Raw genomic sequence first — 26,266 nt, 5'->3', positions numbered from 1 at the left:
GAGGTTCCGTATGACCCGCCCTCCCTCGCCCGCACACTCCGGCCCCAGCCGTGTCGCCGTCGTCGGCGCGGGCATGGTCGGACTGTCCACCGCCTGGTTCCTGCAGGAGCGGGGCGTCAGCGTCACCGTGTACGACCGCGAGGGGGTGGCCGCGGGCTCGTCCTGGGGCAACGCCGGATGGCTGACCCCCGGCCTGGCGACGCCGCTGCCCGAACCCGCGGTCCTCACCTACGGGGTGCGGGCGGTGCTCAGCCCGTCCTCCCCGGTCTACGTCCCGCCGAGCGCGAACCCGAAACTGCTCAGGTTCCTCGCGGGCTTCGCCCGCAACAGCACCGCGGCCAAGTGGCTGCGGGCGATGCGTGCCCTCGTCCCCATCAACAGCCTGGCGCTGCCGAGCTTCGACACGCTGGCCGAAGGCGGCGTCGAGGCACACACCCTCGAGGCCAAGTCCTTCCTCGCGGCCTACCGCACGTCCGCGGAGCGCCGGGTTCTGCTGGAGGAGCTCGAACAGATCCACGCCGCGGGCCAGACCATGGAGTTCGACGTCCTCGACGGCGACGAGGCCAGGGGGATCGAACCGTCCCTGTCGGACGAGATCGGCGCGGCGATCCGGCTGCACGGCCAGCGCTACATCGACCCGGGACACTTCGTGCACTCCCTGGCCGACGCGGTCCGCGCCAGGGGCGGGGTGATCCGGGAGAGCACGGAGGTCACCGACGTACGGGACGCGGCGGCCGGTGCCACCGTCCTCACCGGTGGGGGCGGGAACGAGCACTTCGACGCCGTGGTGCTGGCCACCGGAGCCTGGCTCGGCCGCCACGCAAGGAAGTTCGGCGTGCGCTCCCTCGTGCAGGCCGGCCGCGGGTACAGCTTCAGCGTCCCCGTGGAGCACGTGCCGTCCGGTCCGGTCTACTTCCCCGCTCAGCGCGTCGCCTGCACACCTCTCGGCGACCGTCTGCGCGTCGCCGGAATGATGGAGTTCCGCAAGCCGGACGCGCCCCTGGACGCCCGCCGGATCAACGCCATCGCCGAGGCCGCACGCCCGCTGCTGCGCGGCGCCGACCTGGACGCCCGCCAGGACGAGTGGGTCGGCTCCCGCCCGTGCACGACCGACGGACTGCCCCTGATCGGGGCCACGCGTTCCCCCCGGGTGTTCGCCGCGGGCGGCCACGGCATGTGGGGCATCACCCTCGGCCCGGCCACCGGACAGCTGCTCGCCGAAATGATCGTCACCGGCGAACGGCCCTCCCCGCTGGCGCCGTTCGACCCGCTGCGCTGACCGGTCGGGCCGATGCCGCCGAGTGGGGTGGCGGCTACGGCTTCCGCCGGGTGGGGCAGTGGCCACGGCTCCCGTCGGACGGGACAGCCGCCACGGCTCCCGCCCGGCGGCATGCGCACGCCCACCGCGGGCCGGCAGGACACCGGGCACCGCCCGCATCCGTGGGCGGCAGCCGGCTGCGAGGCACTACCGCACGCACCGGGCGCACCGGGCGCACCGGGCGCACCGGGCGACCCGGGCGACCCGGGCGACCCGGGCGACGACCCGGGACGTCCGACAAGCCGAGCGGCACCCGCTCCCTCGAGGCGGGTGCCGCTTCGCAGGTCGGCAGAGGGGGGGGACGGTGACGGTCCTAACCAGCCATGGACGAGGCGTACGGGACGTAGGGCGACAGGGCCGGAGCGAGCTGCACCCCGGGTGCCAGGCCGAGAGCGACGAGGGCGTCGGGCAGGCCGCGTCCGACGCGGGCCGCCTCCGCCGTGCCCGGCGCGGCCAGTGGGCGGCAGCTGGCGGCGATGATCTCGAACAGGTGCTGCACCCGGACCGGTCCGCGGGGCAGCAACTGGCCGTGGAAGTCCTCGTGGTGGGCGAGCACGAGGGCGGCGAGGCCGGCGACGTGGGCCGAGGCCGCGCCGGTGCCGTCGAGCGCCGCGTACCCGTCCTCCGGCGCGCACGACAGGACCGCCACGCCGGGGGCGGCGGCGTCGACTCCGGAGCCGTAGCAGCTGAACGGCGCGGCGAACAGCCCTTCGGGCGTCAACTGCGGCCCCGAATGGGTGGCGTGGGAGGTGTCCTGCGGATACGAGCCGAAGACGCCCAGCGCTCCCACGGCGAACACGGTGGGCAGTGAGGCGGGGAAGGCGACCGGCCCACCGGTGTCGCCCGCCGGGGCGACGCACGCGATGCCCGCCGCGTTGGCGTCGGCGAGTTTGCGGGAGACCAGCGCCGACGGGTACGAGGTCGCCACCGAGATGTGGGCGATGTCGGCCTCGCGCTCGATGCAGTGGTCCAGGGCGGCGATCAGGTCGCTGAAACGCCCGTCGGGCATCACCTGGCAGACCTCGATCTCGGCGTCGACCGCGATGCCGATGACGCCCTTGCCGGTGTCCCCACCGGCGATGATGCCCGCCGCATGGGTGCCGCTGCCCAGCACGTCGTGGGCCCAGCCCTTGTCCTTACCGCGCACGAGGTCCACCCCGGAGCGCACCTGGTGCCTCAGGTCGGGGTGCTCGGCGCTGACACCCGAGCCGATGACCGCGACCCTGATGCCGAAGGCGCGGAACGTGGGGGGCAGCCGGTCCACCCGCATGGCCTGCTGGCCCCAGCCGTACCGCTGCCGGTCCTCCAGCTCCGGGTACACCTCGGCCAGCGGGGTCAGGGTGATCAGATTCTCCTGTTTCGCCGACAGGTCGGGCCGGTGGATCCAGCGGTCCATGTATCCGACCACGGGCCGCACGTACAGGGACTGGATCGACTGCGCGGTCTCCGTCGCCGGCGTGATGGTGACCGTGCCGTCGGCCCCGGTGGTGCCCTGGCTCGGCCAGTTCGCGCCGATCAGGAACACTCCCGCGCCTGCCAGCGGTTCGCCGTCCGGGCCGCAGACACGGAGCCGGATCTCCACGGGCTCCTCCAGCGGCGCGACCAGCCCGGGATCGCGCAGCGGCAGCATCCCCGCGGTCGGCACGGGGGCGGGTCCGGTGCCGGACAGCGGCAGGTCCGGCTCGATGTGCACGTGCAGCGACCGCATCGCCGGTACCTGGGCCTCGGCCGCCTCGACGACCGCCAGTTCCGGGCAGGCGGGCTGCACACCGGCCGACCTGATCTTCGCCGAGGGCTGAAGCCTGCGGACCACCCTGACGTCGGACATCCGGTCCAGCCGGTCGCACACCGCGTCCATGCTCAGTCCGGGCACTCCCGGCGGGAGCATCTGCTGGGGCAGCGGCGCCACCATGTACCGCCCCCGTCGCGACTGCACCGTGATCGGTGACGGGGCGCCCTTCCCGCGTGGCCCCGTCTCTTTGCTCTCGGGCGCCGACCCACCGGCCCCCGCGCCGTTGGACCCGCTCTCGCGGTTGTTTCCGGGCCTCTCCTTGGCCATTACGTCCCCTTCACCACGTTTGCATCGTGCTTGTGCTCCCGATCCGACTACGGGCGGCTCGCGCTTCCACGGTGATGCGGTGTGCCCGGAAAGGACTCCCGGGCACACCGCATCACGCGCCGCCGGGGTCAGCCGATACCGAAGGGCTGACCCATCTGGCCGTAGCCGAAGCCGGGCTGCTGGTGCTGCGGGAACGGCTGGCCGAACTGCTGGAGGCCCTGCCCGCCACCCCACTGCTGCTGGCCCTGCTGGCCCTGCTGGCCCTGCTGACCCTGCTGGCTCTGCTGGAGCAGCGTCACGATCACCGCCGGCAGCGCCTGCTGCACGGACTGCTCCACCGCCTGCCGTACGCCCTGGCGCAGCGCGGTGTGCAGCGCGATGGCCAGGTACGGGTGCGCCTGGTGGGACATGCCCTGCTGCTGGAGCTGCTGCTGGACCTGCTGGATCTGCTGCAGCATGTGCTGCATGCGCTGTGCGATCTGCTGGCTCGCCTGCTGACACGCCTGCTGGATGGTCTGCTGGACGATCTGCTGGATCTGACCTTGCGGGGCGCCGCCCTGCTGGCCGAACTGCTGCATGGGCGGGGTACCGGTCATCACCGACATGGGTGCTCCGTTCGATGCCATGGGGAAGCCAACAAGCAGAAATGTGTTGGCTTGTCGGAAGAAGTCCGACGGCTTGAAGCTAAGCTGGCGGTTCCTCGGCCGCAATCGGACCAGCAGTTCCTGGGAAGGAATCCCCTGACCGGGTCTGGTGACTGGTGAACCGGCGGTGGCGCAGGCAGGATGGGTTGGTCCTGTTGGCGGACGACGACGTATCCGCCGCATCCCGCCGTATCCGCCGTGGATGCCGCGTGCCGTGGACGCCGGGCCCGTCGGCCGGCCCTGGTGGGCGAAGTGGTGACGGCGTCTTGCCCCGGATGCGATGATGTCGGGCGACAAGGCGACGGCGGAACGAGGAAGCCGGTGTGAATCCGGCGCGGTCCCGCCACTGTGATCGGCGAGCGAATCCCGAACTGGCCACTGCCCCGAAGCGGGTGGGAAGGCCGGGACGAGCTTCGACCCGAGAGCCAGGAGACTCACGCGGTCGCCTCCTCAACGACAACCGGGGCGGATTTCCCCGGGGAGGAGAGTGGTGCGGCGTGCCTGGAAGGCCGGCCGGGAGGACAGTCGACGAAGCGGTGCCCTGCCGGGTCGTCGTGTGCCGGGACTGCTGCTGCGGCAGCCCCAAGGTGGCTGCCACCGACCACGCGGCCCAGACCGCGCGTCTCGGTGAGGAAGCGCCCGTACGTGTCTCGGCGTGCCTGGACGTGTGCGACCAGGCCAATGTGATCGTCGTCCAGCCGTCCGCCGCCGGGCGGGCCGCCGGTGCCCGGCCGGTGTGGCTCGGCCTGGTCAACGACCCGGCCGCGACCGAGGACATCGCAGCCTGGGTCCGGGCGGGCGGTCCCGGTGTCGCCCGGCGGCCCGAGATCCTCGATCTGTACGTCTTCACCCCGCCCCGACGGCGCACTTCGTCCGGGCTGTCGTCCCGCGGCGACCTGTGACGCCCCGGCCGTTCCCGCCGCTGCGGCCAGGGAGCCGGGAGCCGGGGGTCGGGGGCCGATGACGGTCCGTACGACCGACCCCCGACACCCGGCCTCGTACGGCCTGCGCCCCCACACCCGGCCTCGTACGGCCTACGTCCCCACACCCGGCCGCGGCACGTCTCGACGACCGTCCACGCCGCCCGGTGACCACCCCGGACACGCTGGTGAGAGGAACCACCCCATGACGACGGGCAGACGCCCACTGTCCCTGCTGCTGGCCACGGCCTCGGCCCTGCTGATCGCCGGCTGCGGCACAAGCGCCCACCAGAGCACCGACGTTGGCGCAGGCGCCGAATCCGGCGCGACGAAAGGCTTCCCGGTCACCCTGTCCAACTGCGGGGTGACCACGACGTACCAGCGCCCGCCGCAGCGCGCGGTGTCGCTGAACCAGCACGCGACCGAGGTGATGCTGGCGCTCGGGCTGGAGAAGTCGATGATCGGCACGGCCTACCCCGACAACGGGATACTCCCCGAGTACCAATCCGCTTACGAGACGGTCGAGTTGCTGGCGAAGGAGTACCCGTCCCACGAGACGCTGCTGGCGGCCGAACCCGACTTCGTCTACGGGGGCTGGAGTTCCGCCTTCGACGAGAAGGAGGGCCGCTCCCGCGACGCCCTCACCCGGGCCGGGATCAACACCCGCCTCAACATCGAGGAATGCCCCTCGGGACCGGTGACGATGGCGATGATGGACCAGGAGGTCCGCGACGTCGCCAAGGTCTTCGGCGTTCCGGAGCGGGCCGAACGGCAGTTGAAGCGGCTGCACGCCACGCTGGACGAGGTGGAGGAGAGACTCGACGGCGTCAAGCCGGTGGAGCTCTTCGTCTACGACAGCGGCGACAGGACCGCCTTCACCGCCGGGGGCGCGGGCATGGGCAACGACATGATCGAGCGGGCCGGCGGGGTGAACCTCTTCGCCGACGTCGACAAGGCGTTCGGTGACGTGTCGTTCGAGCAGGTGGCCGAGCGGGCGCCCGAGGTCGTCGTCATCTACGACTACGGCGACCAGACCGTCGAGGAGAAGAAGGAGTTCCTGCTCGCCAACCCGGCGCTGAAGGACGTACCCGCGATCAGGAACAAGCGGTTCGCGGTGCTGCCGCTGTCGTCCACGGTGCTGGGCGTGCGGGTGCCGGCGGCCGTGGAGTCGCTGGCCCGCCAGCTCCACCCGGACCGTTTCCGGTGACCGACACGACGGAGACGGCCGCCTCGGCCGCCTCGGCCGCCTCGGCCGCCCCGGCCACCCCGACCGTGACGGCCGACGGCTCTCCGGCCGGCTCCCCAGCCAGGACTCCGAGAGCCGCCGACCGCCGCCGCAAGCTCCCCTACACCTTGGTGCTGACGGGACTCGGTGCCCTGGTGGCGGTGGCGGCGACGTTCGGGATCGCGGCGGGTTCGGTCAGCATCCCGGCGGGGGAGGTGTGGGACATCCTGCTCCGCCAGGTCCACCCCGCCCTGGCCGAACCCACATGGCCCCCGGTGCGCGAGACGATCGTCATCGAGGTACGGCTGCCGAGGGTGGTGCTGTGCGCGGTGGTGGGCGCGGGACTTTCGGTGGCCGGGATGGCCCTGCAGGCGCTGGTACGCAACCCGCTCGCCGACCCGATGCTGCTGGGGGTGTCGTCCGGGGCGAGCGTCGGCGCGGTGCTGGTCCTGGTCTTCCACGTGACGCTGTTCGGTGCCTTCTCGCTGCCGCTGGCGGCGTTCTGCGGCGCGCTGGCCGCCCTGGTCGCGGTGTACTTCCTGGCCCGCTCCGGCGGGCGGATGACCACGCTGCGGCTGGTACTGGCGGGCGTGGCCACGGCCGAGGTGCTCTCCGCGGTGACCAGCTTCCTCGTGGTCACCTCCAACGACCCCCACAAGACACAGTCGGCGCTGCGCTGGATGCTCGGCGGACTGGCCGGCACCACGTGGACGATGGTGTGGATCCCCGCCGGCGCGGTCCTGCTCGGCACGGCGGTCCTGCTCGGCGTGTGCCGTCCGCTGAACCTGCTGCTGGCCGGGGAGGAGGCCGCGGCCGCCCTGGGCCTGGACGTCCACCGCTTCCGGGCCGCGCTGTTCACCCTGGTCGCGCTGATGATCGGCACGATCGTCGCGGTCAGCGGCCAGATCGGCTTCGTCGGCCTGATCCTCCCGCACGTCGTACGGCTGCTGGTGGGCGCCGACCACCGCCGCGCGCTCCCGGCCGCCGCGCTGCTGGGCGCGGCCTTCCTGATCGCCGCCGACCTGGCCGCGCGCACGCTGATGAGCCCCGAGGAGATCCCCGTCGGCATCCTCACCGCCCTGACCGGCGGACCGTTCTTCCTCTGGCTGATGCGAAGGAGGACACGATGACAACCGCCCGCCCTGGAACGGAACCCGGCACAACAGAACCCGGGATGGCGGAACCCGGAACCCTGGACATCGACGACGTCTCGGTGACGGTCGACGGCAGACACCTGGTGCACCAGGTCTCCTTGACGGTGTCCCCCGGAGAAGTGGTCGGCCTCGTCGGCCCGAACGGCGCCGGCAAGTCCACCCTCCTGCGCACCGTCTACCGCGCGCTGCGCCCCACGTCGGGCCGGGTACTGCTGGACGGCGCGGACGTCTGGCGGATGCCCGGCAAGCGTCTGGCCCGCCACCTGGCGGCCGTCCTGCAGGAACACACCGGGGACTTCGAACTCACCGTGCACGAGGTGGTGGCCATGGGCCGCACCCCGCACAAGCGCCCCTTCGCGGGTGACGACGCCGACGACCGCGCCATCGTCACGGCCGCCCTGACGGAACTCGACGTCGCCGACCTCGCCGGCGCACCCTTCGACCGGCTCTCGGGCGGGGAGAAACAACGCGTCCTGATCGCCCGTGCGCTCGCCCAACGGGCGGGAACCATGGTCCTGGACGAACCGACCAACCACCTGGACCTACGCCACCAGCTCGACGCACTCCGCCTCGTCCGCCGCCTCGGAGTCACCGCCGTCATCGCCCTGCACGACCTCAACCTCGCCGCGTCGTTCTGCGACCGCCTCTGCGTCCTGGCGGCCGGCCGAGTGGTCACCCACGGCCCCCCGCAGCACGTCCTCACCCCTGCCCTGCTGGCCGAGGTCTACCGCGTGGAGGCACACGTCACCGAACACCCCCGCACCGGCACGCCCCAGGTCACACTGCTCTCCGGCAACGACCGACCTGGACGGAGAACCGGGGTGGATGCATAGAGTTCGCGGTGGCGCGAGTACGGACCCGCAGGGGGAGGGGAGCGGCACCATGGTCAGGTCACCTAAGAACCGAGCCGGCGCGAGGCAGGTCGACCCGGAGCAGATGATCGCGGAGGCGCGGAAGGCGTTCTTCGTGATGTTCGGGTTCCTCGCGATGGTCTGGCTGGTACAGCTGGCCAACTACGCGAATGATTACGCCCTTTCGCGAGACCACGGGGTGATGTCCGGCGATGTCGGCACGCTGCCCGGCATCCTCACCGCGCCTTTCCTGCACTGGAGTTGGGCGCACATCGAAAGCAACTCCGGCCCGCTGTTCGTCTTCGGGTTCCTTGCCGCCTACCGAGGCGTGGCCCGCTTCCTGGGGCTGAGTCTGCTCGTCGCGGTGACCAGTGGGCTCACGGTGTGGTTCCTCGAACGAGGCGGCGTGGAGACGGTGGGCGCCAGCGGCCTGATCTTCGGCTACTTCGGCTACGTCGTGGTCCGCGGGCTGTTCGACCGGCACCTGATCGACACGCTGATCGGTATCGTCATGGCGGCCTCCTTCGCCTACATGCTCACCGTCGCCGTGCCCGGGACACCGGGAGTGAGCTGGCTCGGACACCTCGGAGGGCTGATCGGCGGCCTGGTCGGAGCCTGGCTCTTCCGGGACCGGCGCTCACGGCCCGCCAGAACCGCCCGCTCCGACGACGGCACCGAGGCACCCCAGGTACGCGCCGACAACCCGCGCGCGGACCTGCACAAGGAACTCGGCGACCTCGGCCTCCTCTAGCCCCGGCGACCGCCCCCTGGTGAGGAGCAGAGGGACGGCAGCCGTACCCCTGTTCGTCAGCCTTTGGCGGGCGCCCCGCTACGCCAAGTGCATCGACGGCCGGCACCAGATCGCCGGCCGTCAGTCGTAGATCATCAGTAGTCGGCCTGCTGGTGCGTTGCTGCCTGCAGCCTGATCTCGGGGTTGTACTGGTCCGGAAGCTCTTGAGTGGCACGAACCTCAAGGCGCATGAGTGCTCGCACATGCCCTTGCTGCGCAGTGATCGAGTCCAAAAGTTCAATGACCTGGTCGAGTCTCGCCTGACGAGCGGGTGAGTCCGGCTCGTCCGCTACCTCCATCAGACGCCTGTAGGCGATCGAGAGCCGAGTGTTCACCTGGCTCTCGATCCGGAGCACGGGGTCGCTCGCCACCAGTTGAGCTTCAGCGCGAGTGTCCCGTTGAGTACGCCGCGCGCCAGTCACTTCCGCTGCTTCCGCCCTGCCAGGCCCGGATTTGAGGGCGTAGGCGTACGCCAGCATCGCGTCTCTGTAGTGGCGGTCATGAGCGTTCAACTGAACGTAACAGCTCCGGAGCTGATCGATCTTGCGCTGGTCCTCAGCAGCCTGCCGCTCTGCGGCACGGACCCGTTCTTCTCGCTCCAATCTCCTTAACTCCGCTCGCTGGGCGAGGACTTGAGTGATCACTGCCGAAGCGAGTGTGCCGCCTACACCAACGATTGCGACGATTACAGAAATGTCCGCACCGGACATCCCCACCCCCTGGTACTCACCTGAGTTCCTCTGATGTGCAGACAGTAGTCAACGCACCCGCACGGCTCGGTCCATTCGCTGATGATCGCCGAGCAGCGCAGCGCCTGAGCGGGGGCGGCAGCACCGTACGGCAGGTGAGCAGTGATTCAACGCCACACCGCCGCGTTCTCGAAGCTTGGGTCCATCGCGCCCGCGAACCTGACGTCCGTGCACACAGCTGCCCATCAACCTCCGGTTATCGTACGTACGTTCCCCCGATCGCTGTCGCCCACGCGATGCGACGCACGGCTGGCCCGGCCTGCGACCAGGCCGGGCCGGACCGGGCAGGACCGGAGACGCTCAGCGCGTCCTGATGCCGAAGGCAAGGAGGGCGCCCAGCAGCGCCGCCCCCGCCGCGACCATGAACGCGATGAAGTATCCGTCCGCGCTGTACACCATGCCCTGAGGGCCCGCGGACAGCACGTGCTGCGCCAGCAGAGCGAAGCCGAGGGTGGACAGGATGCCGCCGAACGCGCTCTGGGAGAGCCCGGTGAAGTTGGCGCCGATCGCCCGCTCGTGCTCCGGCAGTGCGATCATCACCAGGTTGGGGATGGCCGCGTAGATCATCGAGCCGAAGCCGATCAGTGCGTACCCGAAGATGACCAGCCAGGCCTGGCTCGGTGTGGTGGCCAGCACCGCGGCGCCCAGCGCGATGAGGACGGCACCGCCGATCAGGTGCTGGCGGAACCCGATCCGCCGTGCCGTGGCGCCGACGAAGAAGCCGCTGAGGACGATGAGCGTGCCGCCGGGGAGCATCCACCAGGCCATCTCGGTCACCGAAAGTCCGAAGCCGTACGGCGCGGCGTCGGAAGGCGTCTGCAGGAGCAGCGGAATCAGTGTGGCGGTGAGGGTGGTGGCGCCGTAGGCGATGCCGCCGGCCAGCAGAGTGACGCCGACCTTCCGGCTGGCCAGCACGTCAAGGCTGATCAACGGCTCCGCGACTCGGCGCTCCCAGATCGTCCAGGCGACGAAGGAGACGACGCTCAGTGCGAGCACGCCAATGGTCCTGCCGCTCGTCCAGCCCCATCCGGCACCGAGCGAGACCACGAGCATGAGAGTGAGGAGCCCGAGCGTCAGAAGGACGGCGCCGAGCCAATCGACGGAGACACGTGCCCGGACCGGAGTCTCCGGAACGAAGAACAGCGTGAGCAGGCCGCCGACGGCGCACAGTACGAAGGAGAACCAGAAGACCGAGGCCACGTTGTAGCGGTCGAGCATGAAGCCGGAGATCAACGGGGCGAGGACCGTGACGACGCCGACACCGGTGTTGGCGATGCTGATCGACATGGGCTGCAGCCGCTTCGGGAACACGTCCCGGATGAGTGAGTAACCGAGCGCGGTGAACGCGAACCCCGCGCCCGAGAGAAAACGACCGACGATCAGGATCGGAAATGTCGGCGCGATCGCTGAAATGAACGCTCCCAGACTGGCGATCGCGGCCGTGACGACCAGGATGCGCTTCTTGCCGTGGATGTCGGCGAGCTTCCCGAGGATGGGTGAGGCGATGGCGGCTGCCAGGACCAGGGCCGTCATCACCCAGACCACCTGCGTGGTCTGGTACTCGGCCGCGATCTTCGGCAGTGCGGGAGTGAAGAGGGCGAAGGCGAGCGCGGCCTGCTCGGTGAGCAGAACCAGGATCAGGAGGACCCCGGCCCAGCGGCCGGTCGTACCGTTCAGCGCCTCGTTGACGTCTTGGACCGGGGGTGCGTCCACTTCCTCGGACATATGTGGCACCTGATTTTGAGGAGGGCGGGAGTGACGGGAGGACAGTAAGGTCCGCCCCGGGACAGGCGGCAAACAGCCGGTCCCGATCACCGGGAGGCGAGTCACCCGGCCACCCGGAGGTCTTGAACGACACCGTTGCGTCCGGGCTCCGCATGATGGACATCCTCCTTCCGGGACGGAAGCCCCCGACCTCAGATGCCCCTCAAAGCGGATCAAGCCCAGACCGACACAGCCGGCGGAGTCTCGACAGGCGAGTCAAGCGCCGACCCTGCTCCGCCGCGGCGGGCCACCAGGACCAGTGGTGATCAATTCCTCAGCACCACTGCGAACCCGCGTGGTCCGCGACGATTCCCACCTCGAGCAGGCCGTCGTCCGGGCCGTCGATGCTCAGGTAGGCGGTCGTCCCGCCCATCGACTTGGTGAAACAACCGGACACCGTCTCGCCCTCGGCCGTGGTTCTCGGCCGCCAGCCGTCCGCCCTGGCAGCCCTCCGATAGTGAGCCAGGGCGTTCTTCGAAGACCCGTCGTACCGGTACTGCGTCCCGACGACCACGAAACGATCGTCGTCGTCGCACCCCCGGTACCGGTCCTCCGGGTCAGCCCCCTCCGGGGCCGTGTCCAGCACCGCCGCGCCCGCCATCACTTCGGCGAGCCGGTCCTCGTCCTCGCCGCAGCCATAGACGGTCAGGAAATACAACGCGGGTAACCCCACCAGCAACAACCCCGAAACAGCCACGGCAGCGGCCAGGAGGAGCCCCACCCCATTTCTCTTCATGCCGCCGGACGTTAGCGCACCCGTCGTGAAGGCCGTCGCAGCACGCCTTGCCCCCCGGTGACTCAAGGCGGACATGAAGCCGACGGGCATCGACTGCCAGGTGCCCACCGGCTTCTTCGTCACGTGACCACTGGAGGTCACATCCGTCTGGGGCTTCCCTTACGGGCTCACCGAGCGGGGAAGGTGAGCCGCAGGACGATCTCGCCGTCGTCGATCTCCCCAGTGGGCTCGAACCCGAACTTCTGGTAGAAGGGCCACGGTTCGCCGTCGCCGGGATCGTAGCTGGTCAGCAGCTCGGTGGCGCCGTCCGCGCGAACCAGGGCGGCGATCTGTGTGAGCGCCTCCCGGCCGATCCCGCGCCTCTGGTACCGCTTGTCGACGAGGAGGCGCCAGAGGAAGTGCCGCCCTTTGAAAGGGCCGGCCGGAGGTTTCCACGACAGCATCACGAAGCCGACCGGCTCGTCGCCACGGTACACGGCGCGGTACCAGGGGTTGGCCTCCGGCGTCCTTGCCGCCTCCTTGAGCGACCTGGACACGGAGGCGACGAACTGCTTTTGGTCACGTCGGACGCGGAGGGCACGAACGGCATCCCGGTTGTCGTCGGTGATCTCCCGTAGGTGCACGCCTGGGGACCTCATGCCACATCCCTTCCTGCATCCGGCAGCTGCGCCGTCCGGGCCGACGTGAAGAGCCGCCACGGGCGGCACTCCCTTGCGCGTACGCGTTGTCAAGGACGCCAGGTCGGGCGTCTCCGCAGCGTATTCGACACAGGCGATCCGGAGCGGGACTGGCACGCCGGGCTGTGACCGCGTCCGAGGGAGCTCCTGCTCAAGAGCAACAACCAGTCCACAGCCCCCGTCACAGGACCGCTCGGCGCCGCATGCGCCCGCACATGCACGAAGACCCCGTACTCAGCCTTTTCCGCTGGTGACGGGGCCTTGTGGCCGCGGACTTCGTTCCCCGGTGTTCCTCGTGGTTCCCCGCACGATCCGGCACGGGCCGGGCACGTCCTGCGACTGCAAGGCGCGTGTCACAGGGGACGGAGGCCCATCTCGTTCATGCCGCTGCCGCTGCCGGTGAGGTTGGGGGCCAGCAGGGGCACCCAGAGGACGGCGATCGCGAGCGCGAGCGAGGTGACGCCGACGGCCCGGGCGACAAGACGACCCCGCGGCAGGCGTTTCTCCGCGGCGACGACGGCGGCCAGGCCCACCATGGCCCAGAGGTTCATCACACCGAACGCCGTGAGCAGCAGCATCAAGGACCAGCAGCACCCCAGGCAGAACGCGCCGTGATGCGCTCCGGCACGCAGGTGGCGCGAGGGGCCGCGGTACGACGCGTAGCGCAGCAACAGGCCGATCGGTGAGCGGCACTTGGTGAGGCAGAAATCCTTGAGGGCGGTGAGCTGGTAGACGCCGTTGACGGCGAAGACGGCGGCGGCCGCCGCTCTCCCCGCCGTGGGATGTGCGGTGGCGACGTGCGTCGCGCCGACGGCCAGGGCGTACGCCGGCAGCCCGGCGGCGGCCCAGACCAGCACGTAGCCGGCGGTGAACGCGATCATGCGCGGTGCCCGGTGGACGGGGACCGTCCGCGCGTACAACGAGGCGACAGGTGCCGTGGCCGGCAGCATCATCGCGGTCATCATGATCGTCCACGTGCCCATGAAGGCGGGCAGGTCCCCGGCCATGGTCCGGGACCCCATGTCCCCCCGGCTCAGTGCCACCCACGCCCAGGCCGCGGCCGCCGTGAGCAGCACCAACCCGGAGTAGTGCGCGCCGTACCGGGCTGTGATCGTTGTCCTGGTCACGCCGACCATGAGAAGGGCGCCGAGTGTGCGTTGCGGCCGGCGAAGTCCCATGAACGGCCGTGCACGCCACTGCCGGTGGCCCGCGTCGACCGGGCGATGGTCAACGTGCTGTTCGCCGGGTGGAACATGCCGGTCAGCCCCATCACGGGACCGTCCTCGCCGAACTGCGGGGCCACCTGGTCCTCGATCTCGATGTCGATGGCGTCCGCCACCCGCACCGTGTGGCGGCGACCGTCGTCGTGGAAGGCGATGGAAACGCGTTCGACGCCGAGGACCTCGCCGATGAGGGGGGCGAGCGCCGCCATCGGTCCGCCCGCCTGCCCGGAGAAGACCTTGCCCAGCGCGTCCGCCTGGCTGTCGTCGGCCGAAGCGTCGACGTACAGCACGACCTGCCAGCCGCCGTCGGCCATCACGCGGGGCGTGTCGGCGAAGACGACGACGCTGTGGTCCGAAACGTCCACGCCGTCGACCTCACCCCGTGCGACGTGGAACGCGAGAGTCACCTGACAGCGCTCGTTGTCGGCGGGTGCGGTCAGGCCCGAGGTGGTGCACGGACACACGGTGTCGCAGTTGCAGCTCTCAAGATATGTACCGTTCACATTCCAAGCCATCTCTGTACTCCTGCCTGGCCCACACGCCTGTCGGCGATGCGAAGTGGCGCCCAGCCAACAGAGCGAAAGGCCTGATGCGAGCGCCGGCTTTGTGCGGCGCCCCGACTTCATGAGGAAAACGGGGGTGGGGACGCGTGCCGCGCGCCCGCTCGGCCACAGGATCGACACCAGGAAAGCTCCTTGGCTCGAACGGCCGCCCGAGTACTTCCCAGGCTAGTCCGCACCCGCACACCACGCCCGTCACGCCCGTCACGCCCGTCGCGCCCGTCGCGCCTGCCCTCATGGCCTCCGGCGGCGGCAGGCGCAGGAGGTGTACGAGCTCGTTGCCCTTGGTCCTTGTGGTGATGGAAGCGGAATTCGTGACCGCGATCAGGCCGCGGCGGAGTCTCCATGGCCGAGTCAAGCCGGCGGGGTGTCGCCCACCGATTTCTGTCGCGCCGGCAGCCCTGGCCTCTCGTCCGATGTCGCATGTGCCGGAAACCGGCCGGCGGGTGCCGCACGGTCGCCATCACAGTCGTACAGGCACAGGATGGACGTAACGAAGCCGGCAAGAGACTCGGCATCCGCCGGGACACGGCAGTCGGGAGGAGGCACGACACCATGCCCCAGTTCATGGACGTCCACCACGGAATGAAGGGCCTCACAGCCGACCAGCTGATGGAAGCCCACAAGGCCGACCTGGCCATCGAGAAGGAGGAAGGCGTCCACTTCGAGAAGGCCTGGGCGGACCCGGAATCCGGAACTGTCTACTGCCTCTCCGAGGCCCCCTCGGCTGAAGCGGTCCAGCGCATTCACGAACGCGCTGGTCACCGGGCCGACGAGATCCACCCAGTCCCCCTGACCGCGTGAAAAGAGCCCTCTGCCCACGGAGAACCCCAGGCGGGGGCTCGTACGTGGACCACTTCTTCACGGGGGGCTTGTACGGAGTCCGAGAAACGGCCGGTGACGTGCGGCGAAGCCTCTCAAGATCATTACGTGGGCATTACGTGATCACTGTCATGTGGCTGCATCCGACGGTCTCCGCCTGCACAACGACAAAGACCCCGTTGCCAGCGAACGAGCTGGTCACGGGGTCTTCAGATCTTGATGACGGTCGCGCGCGACCCGCAGAGTGCGGTGAGGTTTTCCGGGTCGGACGTGAGGATGGTGACGGGCCCGGGGGCGGCGAGGGCTGTCGCGCTCAGCATGGCGTCGATCGCACATTTGTGGCCGTGCAGACCGGCGTCGGCCAGGAGGGCGGCGGCGTGGCGGGCGATCGGTTCGGTGACCGGCTCCAGGGTGAGGCGGGAGAGGGTCCATTCCAGTGCGGGGCGGTTGATGCGTGGGTGGATCACCTCCACCGAAGTGGCCGCGGAGGTGATCACGCGCAGGTCGTCGGCGCGGGCGAGGGCGAGCCAGGCGGTGACCGTTCGGTCGCGCAGCACGGCCTTGGCCAGTCCTTCACTGTCGAGTACCAGCGTGCCGCCCGGGGTGGCGGGGGAGCGTGTCACGCCGCGTTCGCCCCGTCACCGGTCCGCTGTGCGCGTGCCTGGTGCAGCTGATCGCGCAGGGCCTGCACCTCCTCCTCGGTGATGGGGCCGTGTTCTGCCTCCGCGACCTGAATGAGCTCGTTGAGATTGTCGCGCTCGATCTGCCGGGCGACGGCGGCGGCCACATAGGCAGACAGCCCGGAGGGGCCGCTACGGGCGCGGGCGGCTTCGGCGATGTCCCGGGGCATCGTGATCGAGTACTTCTGGGTAGGCTCGCTCATGCTCCTTATGCTACTGCGGATGCCACCAGCCTGGGGCGTGATGCATGAGTCGCCGCTTCACTTCGGCGAGATTTCCGGAGGGCATCGTCCGGTTGCCCCGGCACCACGGGATCAAGATCCAGGCGGCACGGTTGTCGCGGGGGGAACGTGGCCGACAGGAAGGTGAGGGACCCGAAGATCCCGGACAGGGACCCAACAGGGTTGTCCTGCGAGAAATCGGGGGAAGCTCACGCTTGTCATGAACCGGTTTCAGGGGCTGCGCCATGAGCCGCATCACTGTCGTGGAAGGCCGTCTCGTGGGCTTCAGCGTGGGCGGCCGTCGACGGCGTGTCGTGTGAGACCGGAAGCTCCCGTCCCAGGCGTGCGAGCGGGGACAAAGCCATCACCACTGGGGACAGCATCATGCCTGCGGCCGTCACCAGGAGACTGGTGCGCAGCCCCCACTCCTCCGCGAGGAATCCGCCGAGCAGAGAACCGAGCGGGGTCAACCCCATGCCGACAAACGTGATCGTCGCGGCCGCCCGGCCCTGCATCCCGTCCGGAGTGAGGGCCTGCCGGACGGCCATGACCGTGACGTTCACCAACTGGCCGCCGGTCCCGAACACGAAGCCGACCGCAAGGAGCGCGGGAACCGTCACCACGGAGGAGCCGTGCAGCGCGGGCACACACAGGAACACGCCGTCGCCGAGTGCCGCCGCGCACATGAGCACCGCGCCGTGACCGAACCGGCTCGGCAGGCGGACGGCCAGCAGTGAGCCCAGGAGCGCACCCGGTCCCGCCGCCGCGAGCGCCAGCCCTACGACGATGCCCGACAGATGCAGTTCCCGCGGCAGGAAGAGCAGATAGATGGTCATCACGGCCGCGAAGGAGAACTGGAAGGCGGCCGAGGCCAGGCACACGGCCCGCAGCGCGGTATCGCCGACGACGAAACACAGGCCCTCATGAATCCGCCGCCAGACCCGAGGAGGGTGTTCCGGGCGCTCCGGGATCGATTCGGCTCGGCGGATCCGCCGGATCGACAGGAACGACAGCGCGAAAAACAGCGCGCTGGAGGCGGCAGCGATCGGTGCCGACAGCAGGGACACCAACGCCCCGCCGAGAGCGGGACCGCCGATCTGCGCCGCGGACCGGCTGCCCTCGAGCGCGCTGTTGCCCCGCACCAACTGATCACGTTTCACCAGCCGTACGAGAGACGTCTGGTATGCCACGTCGAAGAACACGGACAGGGCCCCGACGGCGAAGACGAGCGCAATCAGACCGGGCAGGCCGAGCCGGCCGAAGAGGCCGGCCATGGCGGCGGCGCCCAGGGCCAGGGTCCGACCGACGTCCGTGAGCACCATCGTCGTGCGGGTCCGCCACCTGTCCACCCACGCGCCGGCGAAGAGCGAGAGCAACAGAATCGGCGCCTGCCCCACCGCGCGAAGGACGCCCAGCTGGCCGGCACTGGCGTTGAGCGTCAGGACGGCGAAGAGCGGCAGAACCACGAGACTCGCGTGTTCACCGAGTTGGGAGGCTGTCTGCCCCATCCAGAGACTGCGGAAGTCGGCGTCCCGCCACAGGCTTGACGGAACAGGCCGACCGGAATCGGATACAGCGGAGGAAGAGGAAGAGGAAGAACAAGAGGAAGCGGACGGCACGGGAGTCCCTTGGGTTGCCGACAACGATGCCCGTCACCCGGCGCACAGCAGGTGCACCGGCAGTTCAGGCAGGGGAAGGCTCGCTGTGCCGCAACATCAAGGGCAGCACGCGATGACAGGCCGGTCACGGCCTACAACGTCAACGCGCGCTCGGAAAACCGACCATGTCTCAGCTCCTCATGGGTGAGTGACTTCACCGCGCCCAAACCCTAGCCGTCGGCGACCCGGCGCGAAAGACGACCTCGCCCGCCTCTCCCGCAAACCAAGCAGGCCGAACCCGTAGTTCGGAGAAGGCCGCATTCATCCACCGGGACGGTCATGCCGTCCTCCTCGACCTCGACGGATTCGCCCTCGCTCCGCGCGAGTGGGACCTGGTCCAGACCGCGCTCTTCTACGACCGGTACGGCTGGCGCACCGAGGCGGAGTACGCCGAGTTCGTCCACCGGTACGGGGCCGGTCTCATGGACTGGCCCGGATGCGAGATCATGGCCGACCTGTTGATGTCAGACCGTTGGGTGCTCGTCTGGCAGAGGGGCGCGGACGAACTGGGTACACCGCTCGTCACAGGCTCCGACGGCATGAAAGTTTCGATGTGCCTCCGTGAGGCTCAGCCGGCCGTTCGGACCGCCCCGGACCCGGTCGGCATCGTGGTCGTCCTGCCCATCGCCCTCTCAGAAACACACCGTGCAGATCTCGTGGCTTCCGCGTTCATCGAGCGTCAGGAAGCCGCAGCAGGGACAGCGGTAAGGACCGTCCTCGGTTTGCTGCTGGATGTTGACGAAGGGGCTGACCTTCACGGCATCCTGCCTCGCCTTGCCGCTGATCGCGACCCATTGCATGCCTACTGCCAGCCGCTGAGCCATCAGCTTGGGAAGCTCGGGTGATCTATCCCTGGCTGTCTTGGTGACCTGTGGCAGAGCGGTTGCAGTGCTCGTACCTGGGACCGAGGCGCTCGCCGCTGTTCCCCGCGGTTTCCCGTGAACCCCGCGGCCCCTGCCCCCTGCCGGACGGGGGCCGCGGCGTCCCGGCTCCACGCCCCCTGTCGCGTCAACCTGTGGGTGGGTAGCTTGAGTTGATCTCAGGCATGTCATGACCATGGGTTGATGTGATCATGACATGCCTTCTATGTTGCGTGGGTCCGTAACGCCCCTCGTGACAGGAGGCCCTGCATTGCAAGGCTCGACATTCGCACGAAGAGCGCGCCGCGCACTCAAGGCGGCCGTACTCGCCGGCGTACTCGTACTCACGTCGTTCGGGATGGTCGGCCCGTCCACCGCTCAAGACCGTGACCTCGGCGTCGACGAGATATCACACAGTGCGAACATCAAGCCCCTGGCGAACGTCCCGAGGCAGGGTCCGCTCGCCAATGCCACCCACAGCGACCTGGCGTTCTACGGAAACTACGCCATTCAGGGCACCTACGCCGGGTTCACGATCTACAACATCCAGAACCCCACGAAGCCGAAGACCGTCTCCCAGATGGCGTGCAACGGCGGCCAGGGCGACCCCACCGTCTCCGAGGACGGGAAGCTGCTGTTCGTGTCGGTCGACACTCCGCAGTCGGATCCGTCCTGTGCGAGCACGAACTCCAATGCGGCCAACCCGAACGCCTGGGAAGGCATCCGCATCTTCGACATCAGCGACAAGCAGAACCCCAAGTACGTGAAGTCGGTGCGGACCGACTGCGGTTCCCACACGCACACGTACGTTCCCGCTGACGGCGGAGACACGGCCTACCTCTACATCTCCTCGTACGGCCCGTCCCCGGCGTTCCCGCACTGCCAGCCTCCGCACGACAAGATCTCGATCGTGAAGGTTCCCCTGGACGACCCGGACTCCGCGTCCGTGGTCGCCACGCCCGTACTCTTCCCCGACGGCGGCGCAGGCGCCACTGCGGGCTGCCACGACATCACCGTCTTCCCCGAGAAGCATCTGGCTGCCGGCGCCTGCATGGGCGAGGGTGCTTTGATCGACATCTCGGATCCCACCGAGCCGTACGTGATCACCAGCGCCACCGACGCGAACTTCGCCTTCTGGCACTCGGCGACGTTCACCAACGACGGGAACCGCGTGGTCTTCACCGATGAGCTCGGGGGCGGCAGCGCGCCGACCTGCAACGAGCAGATCGGGCCGAACCGCGGCGCCGACGCCATCTTCGACATCAAGGGCGAGGGCGACAACCGCGAGCTGGTGTTCCGCAGCTACTTCAAGATTCCGCGCATGCAGCAGCAGACAGAGAACTGCGTCGCCCACAACGGCTCGCTGATCCCGGCCAAGCACCGCGACATGATGGTGCAGGCCTGGTACCAGGGCGGTGTGTCGGTCATCGATTTCACCGACCCCGACCACCCGAAGGAGATCGGCTACTTCGAGCGCGGCCCGCTGTCCAAAGAGACCTTGCAGCTAGGCGGCTCCTGGTCGGCGTACTGGTACAACGGTCGCATCTACTCCAGTGACATCACCAAGGGCCTGGACGTGCTCCAGCTCACCGGAGCGCCGGCCAGCGCCAACCGGGTCCGGCTGGACTTCATGAACCCGCAGACCCAGTACAGCTACAAGTCCTGATTCCGCCCATGGCCCCGGCGGGCGGCACGTCCGCCGGGGCCGCACCCACACATGCAGAAACCCACAAGTTCAGCCCGCCGCGTGCGTGGCTCCCAGGGCGCCGCGTGGCGATGCAGAAGGGAACAGGCGCACAGTGAGGTACCGCAGAGTTGCAAGTGCGCTGCTGACAGCCGCCTGCTTGCTCGGCGTCGCAACCGTGTCCGCCAGCGCGGAAGCTGGGCAGATGCCCCGGGCCACGGCGGCTGACCCCGCCCCGACGTCGACGAATCCGCAGGTCGAGGCGAACAACGCCGATGCGGACTTCGTCGCCATGATGATCCCGCATCACCAGCAGGCGCTCATCCTGAGCCGACTGGCCCCGTCGAGGTCCAGTGACAGCGATCTGCGTGCGCTCGCCGACCGGATCGACGTCGAGCAGGGCCTCGAGATCTACATGATGCAGTCGTGGCAGGAGTGGAACGGCCTCGAGCAGACGGATCCCCAGCAGTCGTACGAGGAGATGATGCAGGATCCGATGATGGTCGAGGAGATGGGGTTGGCCACCCCCGAGGAGCTCGACCAGCTGACCGCGTCGACTGGCAACGCCTTCGACGTGCTGTTCCTGCGGCTGATGATCAAGCACCACAACGGTGCGATCGACATGCTGACGGACGTGCTGATCAACGGCGCCGACGAGACGTTGCAGCAGTGGGCGACCGACATGCTGGCCACCCAGTACGCCCAGGTCCAGATGATGCAGCGGATGCTGGACGACAAGACGTAGACGTCCTGAGCCACTCCGTGCGCCGTCGGGCGTCGCGGGCCTGCCGACCGGCCTGGACGCCCGTCAGCCGTATCCGGGTCCCGGCGCGCGGCCGCCTGATCCCGAAGGCCCGGGTACGGCTCCGACGCACACCCGCGTGCCCTGCGCGCCGTATTGTTCGCGTCAGTGCCCCGCCGGCACGACAAAGAGCACGTCCACGGCCTCCGCCCCTCGTCGATACGCGAGCACATCGTGGAAGGCGTGAACAGCGGCCGCTGGAAGCCGGGCGAGCGCATCGTGGAGCGCCGGATCGCCACCGAGCTGGAGGTCAGCCAGATGCCGGTGCGCGAGGCGCTGCGTGAGCTGGAGAGCATGCGGCTGATCGAGTCGTTCCCGAACAAGGGCGTGCGGGTCCGCGACCTCACGGCCGCCGACCTGGAGGAGATCTACACCGTACGGACCGGGCTGGAACAGATCGCGGCGGATCTGGCCGCGGTCGCCTCGCCGCTCGCCGCCCGGCCGTACGACCTCCGGCACTCGGCGCTGTCGACCTGGCTCAACTCCGGGGTGGACCCCACCGAGGTGGCCCAACGCGCCGGCAACAGCGTCGAGGTTCTACTGAGCCGCTACGCCAAGTGCATCGACGGACGGCAGGAGATCGCCAACAACAAGATCGAGGAGTTGTTGCGCGAATACGAATGATCACGCACACAGGCCGTTAGCCCCCAGCCCGCTTGGGCCGGGGGCTTCGTCGTGTCTCAGCCGCGTGTCGTCGGCCGTTGGTTGCTCGTTGCACCTGCCGTGTCGTGTTCCGTTTCGTTGGTTGACGAGTGCCCCAGGTGCCCCGTCCGGTTCGCGGTCTACGCATGTGCCATTGGGATGGCGACTCTCGCGGTATGGGGGTTTTCGAGGAGGAACCGCGTCGGCTCGGTGGTGGGCAGTTCCGCTGTCCGTACTGCGGGCTGTTGGGGGAGCGGGTGGCGACGCTTGAGCATGATTGGGTGCTGTTGGAGCCGGACATGGCTCCACTGGCCCATATGGTGCCGGCGGAGCATCGGTGGATCGAGCTGTCTGACGGGCGGGTAACGGTCTACGGGGTATGCCCACCAGATCCGTATCAGCGGTGTCGTATCGAACACCGGCTGGCCTGCTCGGAGCAGCTGCTGCCGGATCTATGGCCGTGGCTGACGGCACTGCGAGACGAGAACGCGCGGAGTGCGAAGCGGCAGGAGGGGCCGGAGCCGCCGGAGCCGCCAGAGGAATGGCCGTATGCGGGGTAACGGTCTCTCGCATGCGCCGGCTGACCTGGGCAGACGCCCCAAGATCCTGTCCACGAATAGTCCACAGACCCCGTCCTAGTACTCCAGTCTGGTTTCGCGATCTCGTGACGGACCCGGCCGGGAACGGGTACGGCCACCGCGTGATCATCGGGGGTTGTGTGGACTCCTGAAGATCGTGCGGTGGCCGCGGGCCATAGCGTAGACCCTGCCCGCTGGTGGGCGATGTTCGACCGGGTCATGGTCCGGATCGCGGGCCGGTTCGGGCGGGTTGAGCCGCGGAGGACGGCCCGCGCCTATCTGCTCGGGTTGCTGTCGGGCGTTGAGCGGAAGAACTGCTGGCAGCTGGCCGAACAAGCCGGTCACGCCCGGCCCGGGCCGATGCAGCGCCTGCTGCGCCATGCCCGCTGGGACGCCGATGCCGTCCGCGATGACCTGCGCGCCTACGCCGCCGAACACCTCGGCGCCGACGGCGGTGTCCTGGTCGTGGACGAGACCGGCTTCGTGAAGAAGGGGTCCGCCTCGGCGGGCGTGCAACGGCAGTACACCGGCACCGCCGGACGCATCGAGAACAGTCAGGTCGGCGTGTTTCTCGCCTATGCCACCCGCCGGGGACGGGCGCTGATCGACCGCCGGCTCTACCTGCCAGAGCACTTCTGGTGCGCCGATCCCGAGCGCCGCCGGGCTGCCGGGATACCCGACGAGGTGGACTTCGCCACCAAACCCCGCCTGGCCGGCGAGATGATCGCCGCCGCACTTGACGGCGGCATCACCGCCTCCTGGGTGACCGGCGACGAGGCCTACGGCCAGGACCCGCAGCTGCGAACAGCCCTGGAGAAGCGCGGCATCGGCTACGTCATGGCGGTCGCCTGCTCGATGCGGGTCCGCATCAACCACGGCCGCACCCCCGTCCGCGCGGACACCCTCGCCGGCCGCCTGCCCGCCACGGCCTGGCACCGCCACAGCGTCGGCAACGGAGCGAAGGGGCCGCGGTACTACGACTGGGCCTGGATCCACATCGACACCGGCAGCCACCGCTATCTGCTCATCCGACGCAACCGGACCACCGGCGAACTCGCCTTCTACCTGTGCTGGTCACCCGCCCAGGTGCCCCTGTCCGAGCTGGTCCGCGTCGCCGGCATCCGTTGGAGCGTCGAGGAGTGCTTCCAGGCCGCCAAGGGCCAGGTCGGACTCGACCACTACCAGGTGCGGCACTGGACCTCCTGGCACCGACACGTCACCCTCGCCATGCTCGCCCTGGCCTTCCTGACCGCCCTCGCCGCCGACGCGGCCCCCGACCGGCCCACCGATCCGCACCATCCGGCCCGCAGCCGCGACCCCATCGCGCTGACCGTCCCGGAAAACCGCCACCTCTTCGGCGCCGTCCTCCACCCGCCGGCCGTGTCGGCGGCCAAGCTGCTGCACTGGTCCAACTGGCGCAGACGCCACCAGGCAACAGCCCGACGCAGCCACTACCGACGACGGACCGCCAACGAACCCGCTGGATAGATCACAAAACCGCACTGGAGTACTAACGCGTCCTCGTTTTATTCGCGTCATCCTCGTCGCGGTCGCGGTCGTTTCGGCCTGGAGAAGGGGCCGGGCGCCGACAAGCAGGCGGACCCGGCCGGTGACGGGCAGGCGGCCCTGTCCCTGGGCGGCCGCCCGGTCGCCGCCGTCCACGGCCTGGGCGCGCCCTGCCCCGGGACCTGGGCCCGCACTGGCTGACCTACTTCGAGGTGGCCGGCCTGGACGACGTGCTGGACCGTCTCACCCGCCTCGGCGGCCAGGTCCTCGTACCGGCCCACGACGGGGCCCACGGCCGCGTGGCCCAGGTGACGGACCCGGACGGCACGCGGTTCGCGCTGCTCCAGCGCCCTCGCTGACGTCCGGGCCTCCAGATGGTGACCAGCCGTTGAAGGGGCCGGCCGGCATGCGTACGACCGCGGGTGCACCGGCTGGCCGACTCCATCGGCAGCGGCGGCATGGGCCGGGTGGTGCGGGACGCAGGGACGTACGCCGTGGCCTCAGGAGCCGGTCCGCTTCTCGATCCGCTCCAGGGCCTGCCCCAGGTATTGCGCGAAGCGCGGGTAGTTCTCGCTCATCGGGAAGTGGCCGATCTCCTTCATCTCGATGAATTCCGCTCCGCGGATGGCCTCCGCGGTTCGGCGCCCGTCCTCGGGGGTGGTGAGGTAGTCGTACTCGCCGGTCAGCATGATCACGGGGCACCGGTCGCCGTCGATGTCGGCCAGCCGGTCCCTCAGATCGTGGTCGACCGAGTAGAAGTACAGGTCGCCCTTGAACGCCTCCGATCCCTGGGTGTAGTAGAACCAGGTGGCCCAGCGGTCCTGCTCCGGGGACTGCGGTGCCATGAGGTCCCACACGCCGCTGGCACACACCTGGGCGGCGTTGGCGTGGGGATGCTGCCACCAGTCGAGGTAGAAGCCGGGAGAGTAGTCCGCGCCCTCGACGGGGATCACCGCCTTGAACCGGTCCGGGTGCCGCAGGGCGAGTTGCAGGGCCACGTTCCCCCCGAACGACGACCCCATGAAGATCGGGTCCTGCAGTTCGAGGGCGTCGCAGAAGGCCACGATGAAGGACGTGAAGTGGTCCGCGGTGAGCCGGTACTCCTCCTTCCACCACTCCTGGTTCCACGGCGGGTCCGACTTGCCGTGCCGGGCGAGGTCGTAGGCGATCACCCGGTACCGGCCGGTGATCTCCTCGTCCTCCAGGAGGTCCCGCCACTGGTGGTTGTGGCAGCCCGCGGTGTGCTGGCACACCAGAGGCGTGCCCTGCCCGTTCTCCAGGTAGAAGACCCTGTACTGCGCGTCCTCCACGTCGATGGTGACGTAGTGGCCGGTGACCGGGGAGATCCTGCCGCTGACCATGGGGAACTCCTATGTCTCACGAGAGGATGGGGCGGGCTCGGCCTCGTCCGCCGGCCCGAGGGGGCCCGTGACGCGCAGCAGCTCCAGCTGCCGGGTCACGCAGCGCAGGTTCTGCATGAGCACGAGCAGGTCGCCCTCCAGGCGCATGCCCCGCCGGAACGTGGCCGCCCAGATGCCGTGGCACATCGGCGGGGGCGTCTCCTGGCAGAAACCCTGCCATGTCTCCGCGTCCGCGCGGATCGCGAAGTCGTAGGCCGCCAACGGCTCGGGGTCGGTGACCAGTTCCTCCACCTTTCCCTTGTGCATCCGCACGAGGAACCGGTGGGGGTCCATGTCCAGCAGGAAGCTGCACGAGTAGTACGTGCCGTGGGCCCGCAGTTCCGGATCGTCGTCGCTCAGCCGGCGGAACTCCTCCGCCGCGTCGGTCGTCGTCGCTGATGTCATGTGCCACCTCGAGACGTGTCGCCGCTGCCGTACACCGGGGCACCGGCACGGTGACCGGCCGGTCGCCGGACGGCGCGGCCGGCGACCGCTTCCCGGCCTCGCTCCTTCCAGCCTGGGCGTCCTGTCGGCCACCTGCAATCCGGGTGCGCGCCCGCCCCCGGAGCCGTCGCATGACGGCAGTGACGACGCCGGGCCTCCTCTCCTCGGGGTGAGCGGGGTCCCGGCTCACTACCGGGGAGGCGACGGGAACGCGTACGTGAGGTGGGCCGTCGGGCGAGGTGGCAGCGGAGCTGCTCCTTTTCCCAACGGCCTCCTCCCGAACCCGTCGTGCGGCGTTA

Annotated in this window: 25 protein-coding genes, 3 pseudogenes and 1 riboswitch; of the genes and pseudogenes, 14 read left to right on the top strand and 14 right to left on the bottom strand. The window is 69.4% G+C overall.

The genetic code is table 11. The annotated features are described in order from the left end of the window. Positions 1 to 10: 10 nt before the first annotated feature. Positions 11 to 1,279, top strand: coding sequence for an NAD(P)/FAD-dependent oxidoreductase (locus tag DEP02_RS13870; protein WP_112467630.1), 1,269 nt, complete (start codon positions 11 to 13; stop codon positions 1,277 to 1,279). A gap of 352 nt (positions 1,280 to 1,631) precedes the next feature. On the opposite strand, the gene DEP02_RS13860 is transcribed toward DEP02_RS13870, so the two are convergent. Beyond that, positions 1,632 to 3,230 (bottom strand): S8 family serine peptidase, encoded by a 1,599-nt coding sequence (locus tag DEP02_RS13860; protein ID WP_232839098.1) that lies wholly within the window; start codon positions 3,228 to 3,230, stop codon positions 1,632 to 1,634. Between the two features lie 275 nt (positions 3,231 to 3,505). After that, positions 3,506 to 3,982 (bottom strand): hypothetical protein, encoded by a 477-nt coding sequence (locus DEP02_RS13855; RefSeq protein ID WP_112467627.1) that lies wholly within the window; start codon positions 3,980 to 3,982, stop codon positions 3,506 to 3,508. A gap of 305 nt (positions 3,983 to 4,287) precedes the next feature. Beyond that, a riboswitch (cobalamin riboswitch) is annotated at positions 4,288 to 4,477 on the top strand. 41 nt (positions 4,478 to 4,518) lie between these two features. Between DEP02_RS13855 and DEP02_RS13850 the strand changes: the two genes are divergently transcribed. From DEP02_RS13850 to DEP02_RS13830, 5 genes are all read left to right on the top strand, one after another. Further along, positions 4,519 to 4,923, top strand: a complete 405-nt coding sequence (locus DEP02_RS13850) for a (2Fe-2S) ferredoxin domain-containing protein (RefSeq protein WP_112467626.1) — start codon at positions 4,519 to 4,521, stop codon at positions 4,921 to 4,923. 223 nt (positions 4,924 to 5,146) lie between these two features. Continuing rightward, positions 5,147 to 6,148 carry an ABC transporter substrate-binding protein gene (locus DEP02_RS13845; RefSeq protein WP_112467625.1) on the top strand — a complete coding sequence of 334 codons (1,002 nt, stop codon included), beginning with the start codon at positions 5,147 to 5,149 and terminating at the stop codon, positions 6,146 to 6,148. Continuing rightward, on the top strand, positions 6,145 to 7,296 hold the full coding sequence (locus tag DEP02_RS13840; RefSeq protein ID WP_198668431.1) for a FecCD family ABC transporter permease: 1,152 nt from the start codon (positions 6,145 to 6,147) through the stop codon (positions 7,294 to 7,296). Before DEP02_RS13845 ends, DEP02_RS13840 begins: the two co-directional genes overlap by 4 nt. 44 nt (positions 7,297 to 7,340) lie before the next feature. Continuing rightward, positions 7,341 to 8,153: a heme ABC transporter ATP-binding protein gene (locus tag DEP02_RS13835; protein ID WP_112467624.1), complete on the top strand. Its 813-nt coding sequence runs from the start codon at positions 7,341 to 7,343 to the stop codon at positions 8,151 to 8,153. Between the two features lie 49 nt (positions 8,154 to 8,202). Next, positions 8,203 to 8,922, top strand: a complete 720-nt coding sequence (locus DEP02_RS13830) for a rhomboid family intramembrane serine protease (RefSeq protein WP_112467623.1) — start codon at positions 8,203 to 8,205, stop codon at positions 8,920 to 8,922. A gap of 134 nt (positions 8,923 to 9,056) precedes the next feature. On the opposite strand, the gene DEP02_RS33440 is transcribed toward DEP02_RS13830, so the two are convergent. From DEP02_RS33440 to DEP02_RS13800, 6 genes are all read right to left on the bottom strand, one after another. Then, positions 9,057 to 9,671: a hypothetical protein gene (locus DEP02_RS33440; RefSeq protein WP_157977440.1), complete on the bottom strand. Its 615-nt coding sequence runs from the start codon at positions 9,669 to 9,671 to the stop codon at positions 9,057 to 9,059. Positions 9,672 to 10,010: 339 nt separating this feature from the next. Further along, positions 10,011 to 11,435, bottom strand: a complete 1,425-nt coding sequence (locus DEP02_RS13820; protein WP_112467621.1) for an MFS transporter — start codon at positions 11,433 to 11,435, stop codon at positions 10,011 to 10,013. Between the two features lie 313 nt (positions 11,436 to 11,748). Continuing rightward, positions 11,749 to 12,333 (bottom strand): hypothetical protein, encoded by a 585-nt coding sequence (locus tag DEP02_RS34685; RefSeq protein WP_232839097.1) that lies wholly within the window; start codon positions 12,331 to 12,333, stop codon positions 11,749 to 11,751. Positions 12,334 to 12,377: 44 nt separating this feature from the next. Then, the gene (locus DEP02_RS13810) at positions 12,378 to 12,848 is read right to left on the bottom strand and encodes a GNAT family N-acetyltransferase (RefSeq protein WP_232839096.1); all 471 of its coding nucleotides are present in this window, start codon (positions 12,846 to 12,848) and stop codon (positions 12,378 to 12,380) included. Positions 12,849 to 13,240: 392 nt separating this feature from the next. Next, positions 13,241 to 14,014 (bottom strand): DUF2182 domain-containing protein, encoded by a 774-nt coding sequence (locus tag DEP02_RS13805; protein ID WP_112467646.1) that lies wholly within the window; start codon positions 14,012 to 14,014, stop codon positions 13,241 to 13,243. Then, entirely contained in the window at positions 14,011 to 14,625 is a 615-nt protein-coding gene (locus DEP02_RS13800) for a DUF1326 domain-containing protein (RefSeq protein WP_112467619.1), read from the bottom strand. The genes DEP02_RS13805 and DEP02_RS13800 overlap by 4 nt, the downstream gene beginning before the upstream one ends. 600 nt (positions 14,626 to 15,225) lie before the next feature. On the opposite strand from DEP02_RS13800, the gene DEP02_RS13795 reads away from it, so the two are divergent. Beyond that, the gene (locus tag DEP02_RS13795) at positions 15,226 to 15,474 is read left to right on the top strand and encodes an SCO4226 family nickel-binding protein (RefSeq protein WP_112467618.1); all 249 of its coding nucleotides are present in this window, start codon (positions 15,226 to 15,228) and stop codon (positions 15,472 to 15,474) included. A gap of 227 nt (positions 15,475 to 15,701) precedes the next feature. Here the strand turns inward: DEP02_RS13795 and DEP02_RS13790 are convergent, their stop codons facing one another. From DEP02_RS13790 to DEP02_RS35845, 4 genes are all read right to left on the bottom strand, one after another. Continuing rightward, positions 15,702 to 16,115 (bottom strand): DNA-binding protein, encoded by a 414-nt coding sequence (locus DEP02_RS13790; RefSeq protein WP_112467617.1) that lies wholly within the window; start codon positions 16,113 to 16,115, stop codon positions 15,702 to 15,704. After that, on the bottom strand, positions 16,112 to 16,375 hold the full coding sequence (locus tag DEP02_RS13785) for a CopG family transcriptional regulator (RefSeq protein WP_112467616.1): 264 nt from the start codon (positions 16,373 to 16,375) through the stop codon (positions 16,112 to 16,114). Before DEP02_RS13785 ends, DEP02_RS13790 begins: the two co-directional genes overlap by 4 nt. A 236-nt stretch (positions 16,376 to 16,611) precedes the next feature. Continuing rightward, positions 16,612 to 18,012: an MFS transporter gene (locus tag DEP02_RS13780; protein WP_332871965.1), complete on the bottom strand. Its 1,401-nt coding sequence runs from the start codon at positions 18,010 to 18,012 to the stop codon at positions 16,612 to 16,614. A gap of 671 nt (positions 18,013 to 18,683) precedes the next feature. Beyond that, a complete protein-coding gene (locus DEP02_RS35845) occupies positions 18,684 to 18,851 on the bottom strand; it encodes a CPCC family cysteine-rich protein (RefSeq protein ID WP_438947762.1) in 168 nt (55 codons plus the stop codon). A gap of 418 nt (positions 18,852 to 19,269) precedes the next feature. Between DEP02_RS35845 and DEP02_RS13765 the strand changes: the two genes are divergently transcribed. From DEP02_RS13765 to DEP02_RS35510, 7 genes and pseudogenes are all read left to right on the top strand, one after another. After that, the gene (locus tag DEP02_RS13765; RefSeq protein ID WP_232839101.1) at positions 19,270 to 20,577 is read left to right on the top strand and encodes an LVIVD repeat-containing protein; all 1,308 of its coding nucleotides are present in this window, start codon (positions 19,270 to 19,272) and stop codon (positions 20,575 to 20,577) included. A 223-nt stretch (positions 20,578 to 20,800) separates the two neighbouring features. Next, on the top strand, positions 20,801 to 21,340 hold the full coding sequence (locus DEP02_RS13760; protein WP_112467614.1) for a DUF305 domain-containing protein: 540 nt from the start codon (positions 20,801 to 20,803) through the stop codon (positions 21,338 to 21,340). Between the two features lie 165 nt (positions 21,341 to 21,505). Next, positions 21,506 to 21,814: pseudogene (locus tag DEP02_RS34005) on the top strand (GntR family transcriptional regulator); the annotation flags it as partial. Further along, positions 21,809 to 22,021 (top strand): annotated as a pseudogene (locus DEP02_RS34000) (tyrosine-type recombinase/integrase); the annotation flags it as partial. The pseudogenes DEP02_RS34005 and DEP02_RS34000, both read left to right, overlap by 6 nt. Positions 22,022 to 22,185: 164 nt before the next feature. Continuing rightward, positions 22,186 to 22,599 carry a DUF6083 domain-containing protein gene (locus DEP02_RS34680; protein ID WP_332871964.1) on the top strand — a complete coding sequence of 138 codons (414 nt, stop codon included), beginning with the start codon at positions 22,186 to 22,188 and terminating at the stop codon, positions 22,597 to 22,599. A gap of 222 nt (positions 22,600 to 22,821) precedes the next feature. Continuing rightward, positions 22,822 to 24,131: pseudogene (locus DEP02_RS13745) on the top strand (IS701 family transposase). Between the two features lie 204 nt (positions 24,132 to 24,335). Next, positions 24,336 to 24,482 (top strand): VOC family protein, encoded by a 147-nt coding sequence (locus tag DEP02_RS35510; protein WP_332871963.1) that lies wholly within the window; start codon positions 24,336 to 24,338, stop codon positions 24,480 to 24,482. Between the two features lie 141 nt (positions 24,483 to 24,623). Here DEP02_RS35510 and DEP02_RS13740 read toward each other — a convergent pair whose 3' ends face one another. Together DEP02_RS13740 and DEP02_RS13735 are read right to left on the bottom strand one after the other, a co-directional pair. Further along, positions 24,624 to 25,484, bottom strand: a complete 861-nt coding sequence (locus DEP02_RS13740; RefSeq protein WP_112467612.1) for an alpha/beta fold hydrolase — start codon at positions 25,482 to 25,484, stop codon at positions 24,624 to 24,626. 9 nt (positions 25,485 to 25,493) lie between these two features. Next, a complete protein-coding gene (locus tag DEP02_RS13735) occupies positions 25,494 to 25,928 on the bottom strand; it encodes a hypothetical protein (protein WP_112467611.1) in 435 nt (144 codons plus the stop codon). Positions 25,929 to 26,266: the final 338 nt, after the last annotated feature.

The organism is Streptomyces triticisoli (assembly GCF_003270085.1).
GTDB classification, from domain to species: domain Bacteria; phylum Actinomycetota; class Actinomycetes; order Streptomycetales; family Streptomycetaceae; genus Streptomyces; species Streptomyces triticisoli.
The sequence above is the reverse complement of the archived record's forward strand: the minus strand, read 5'-3'. Positions and strand labels throughout refer to the sequence as shown.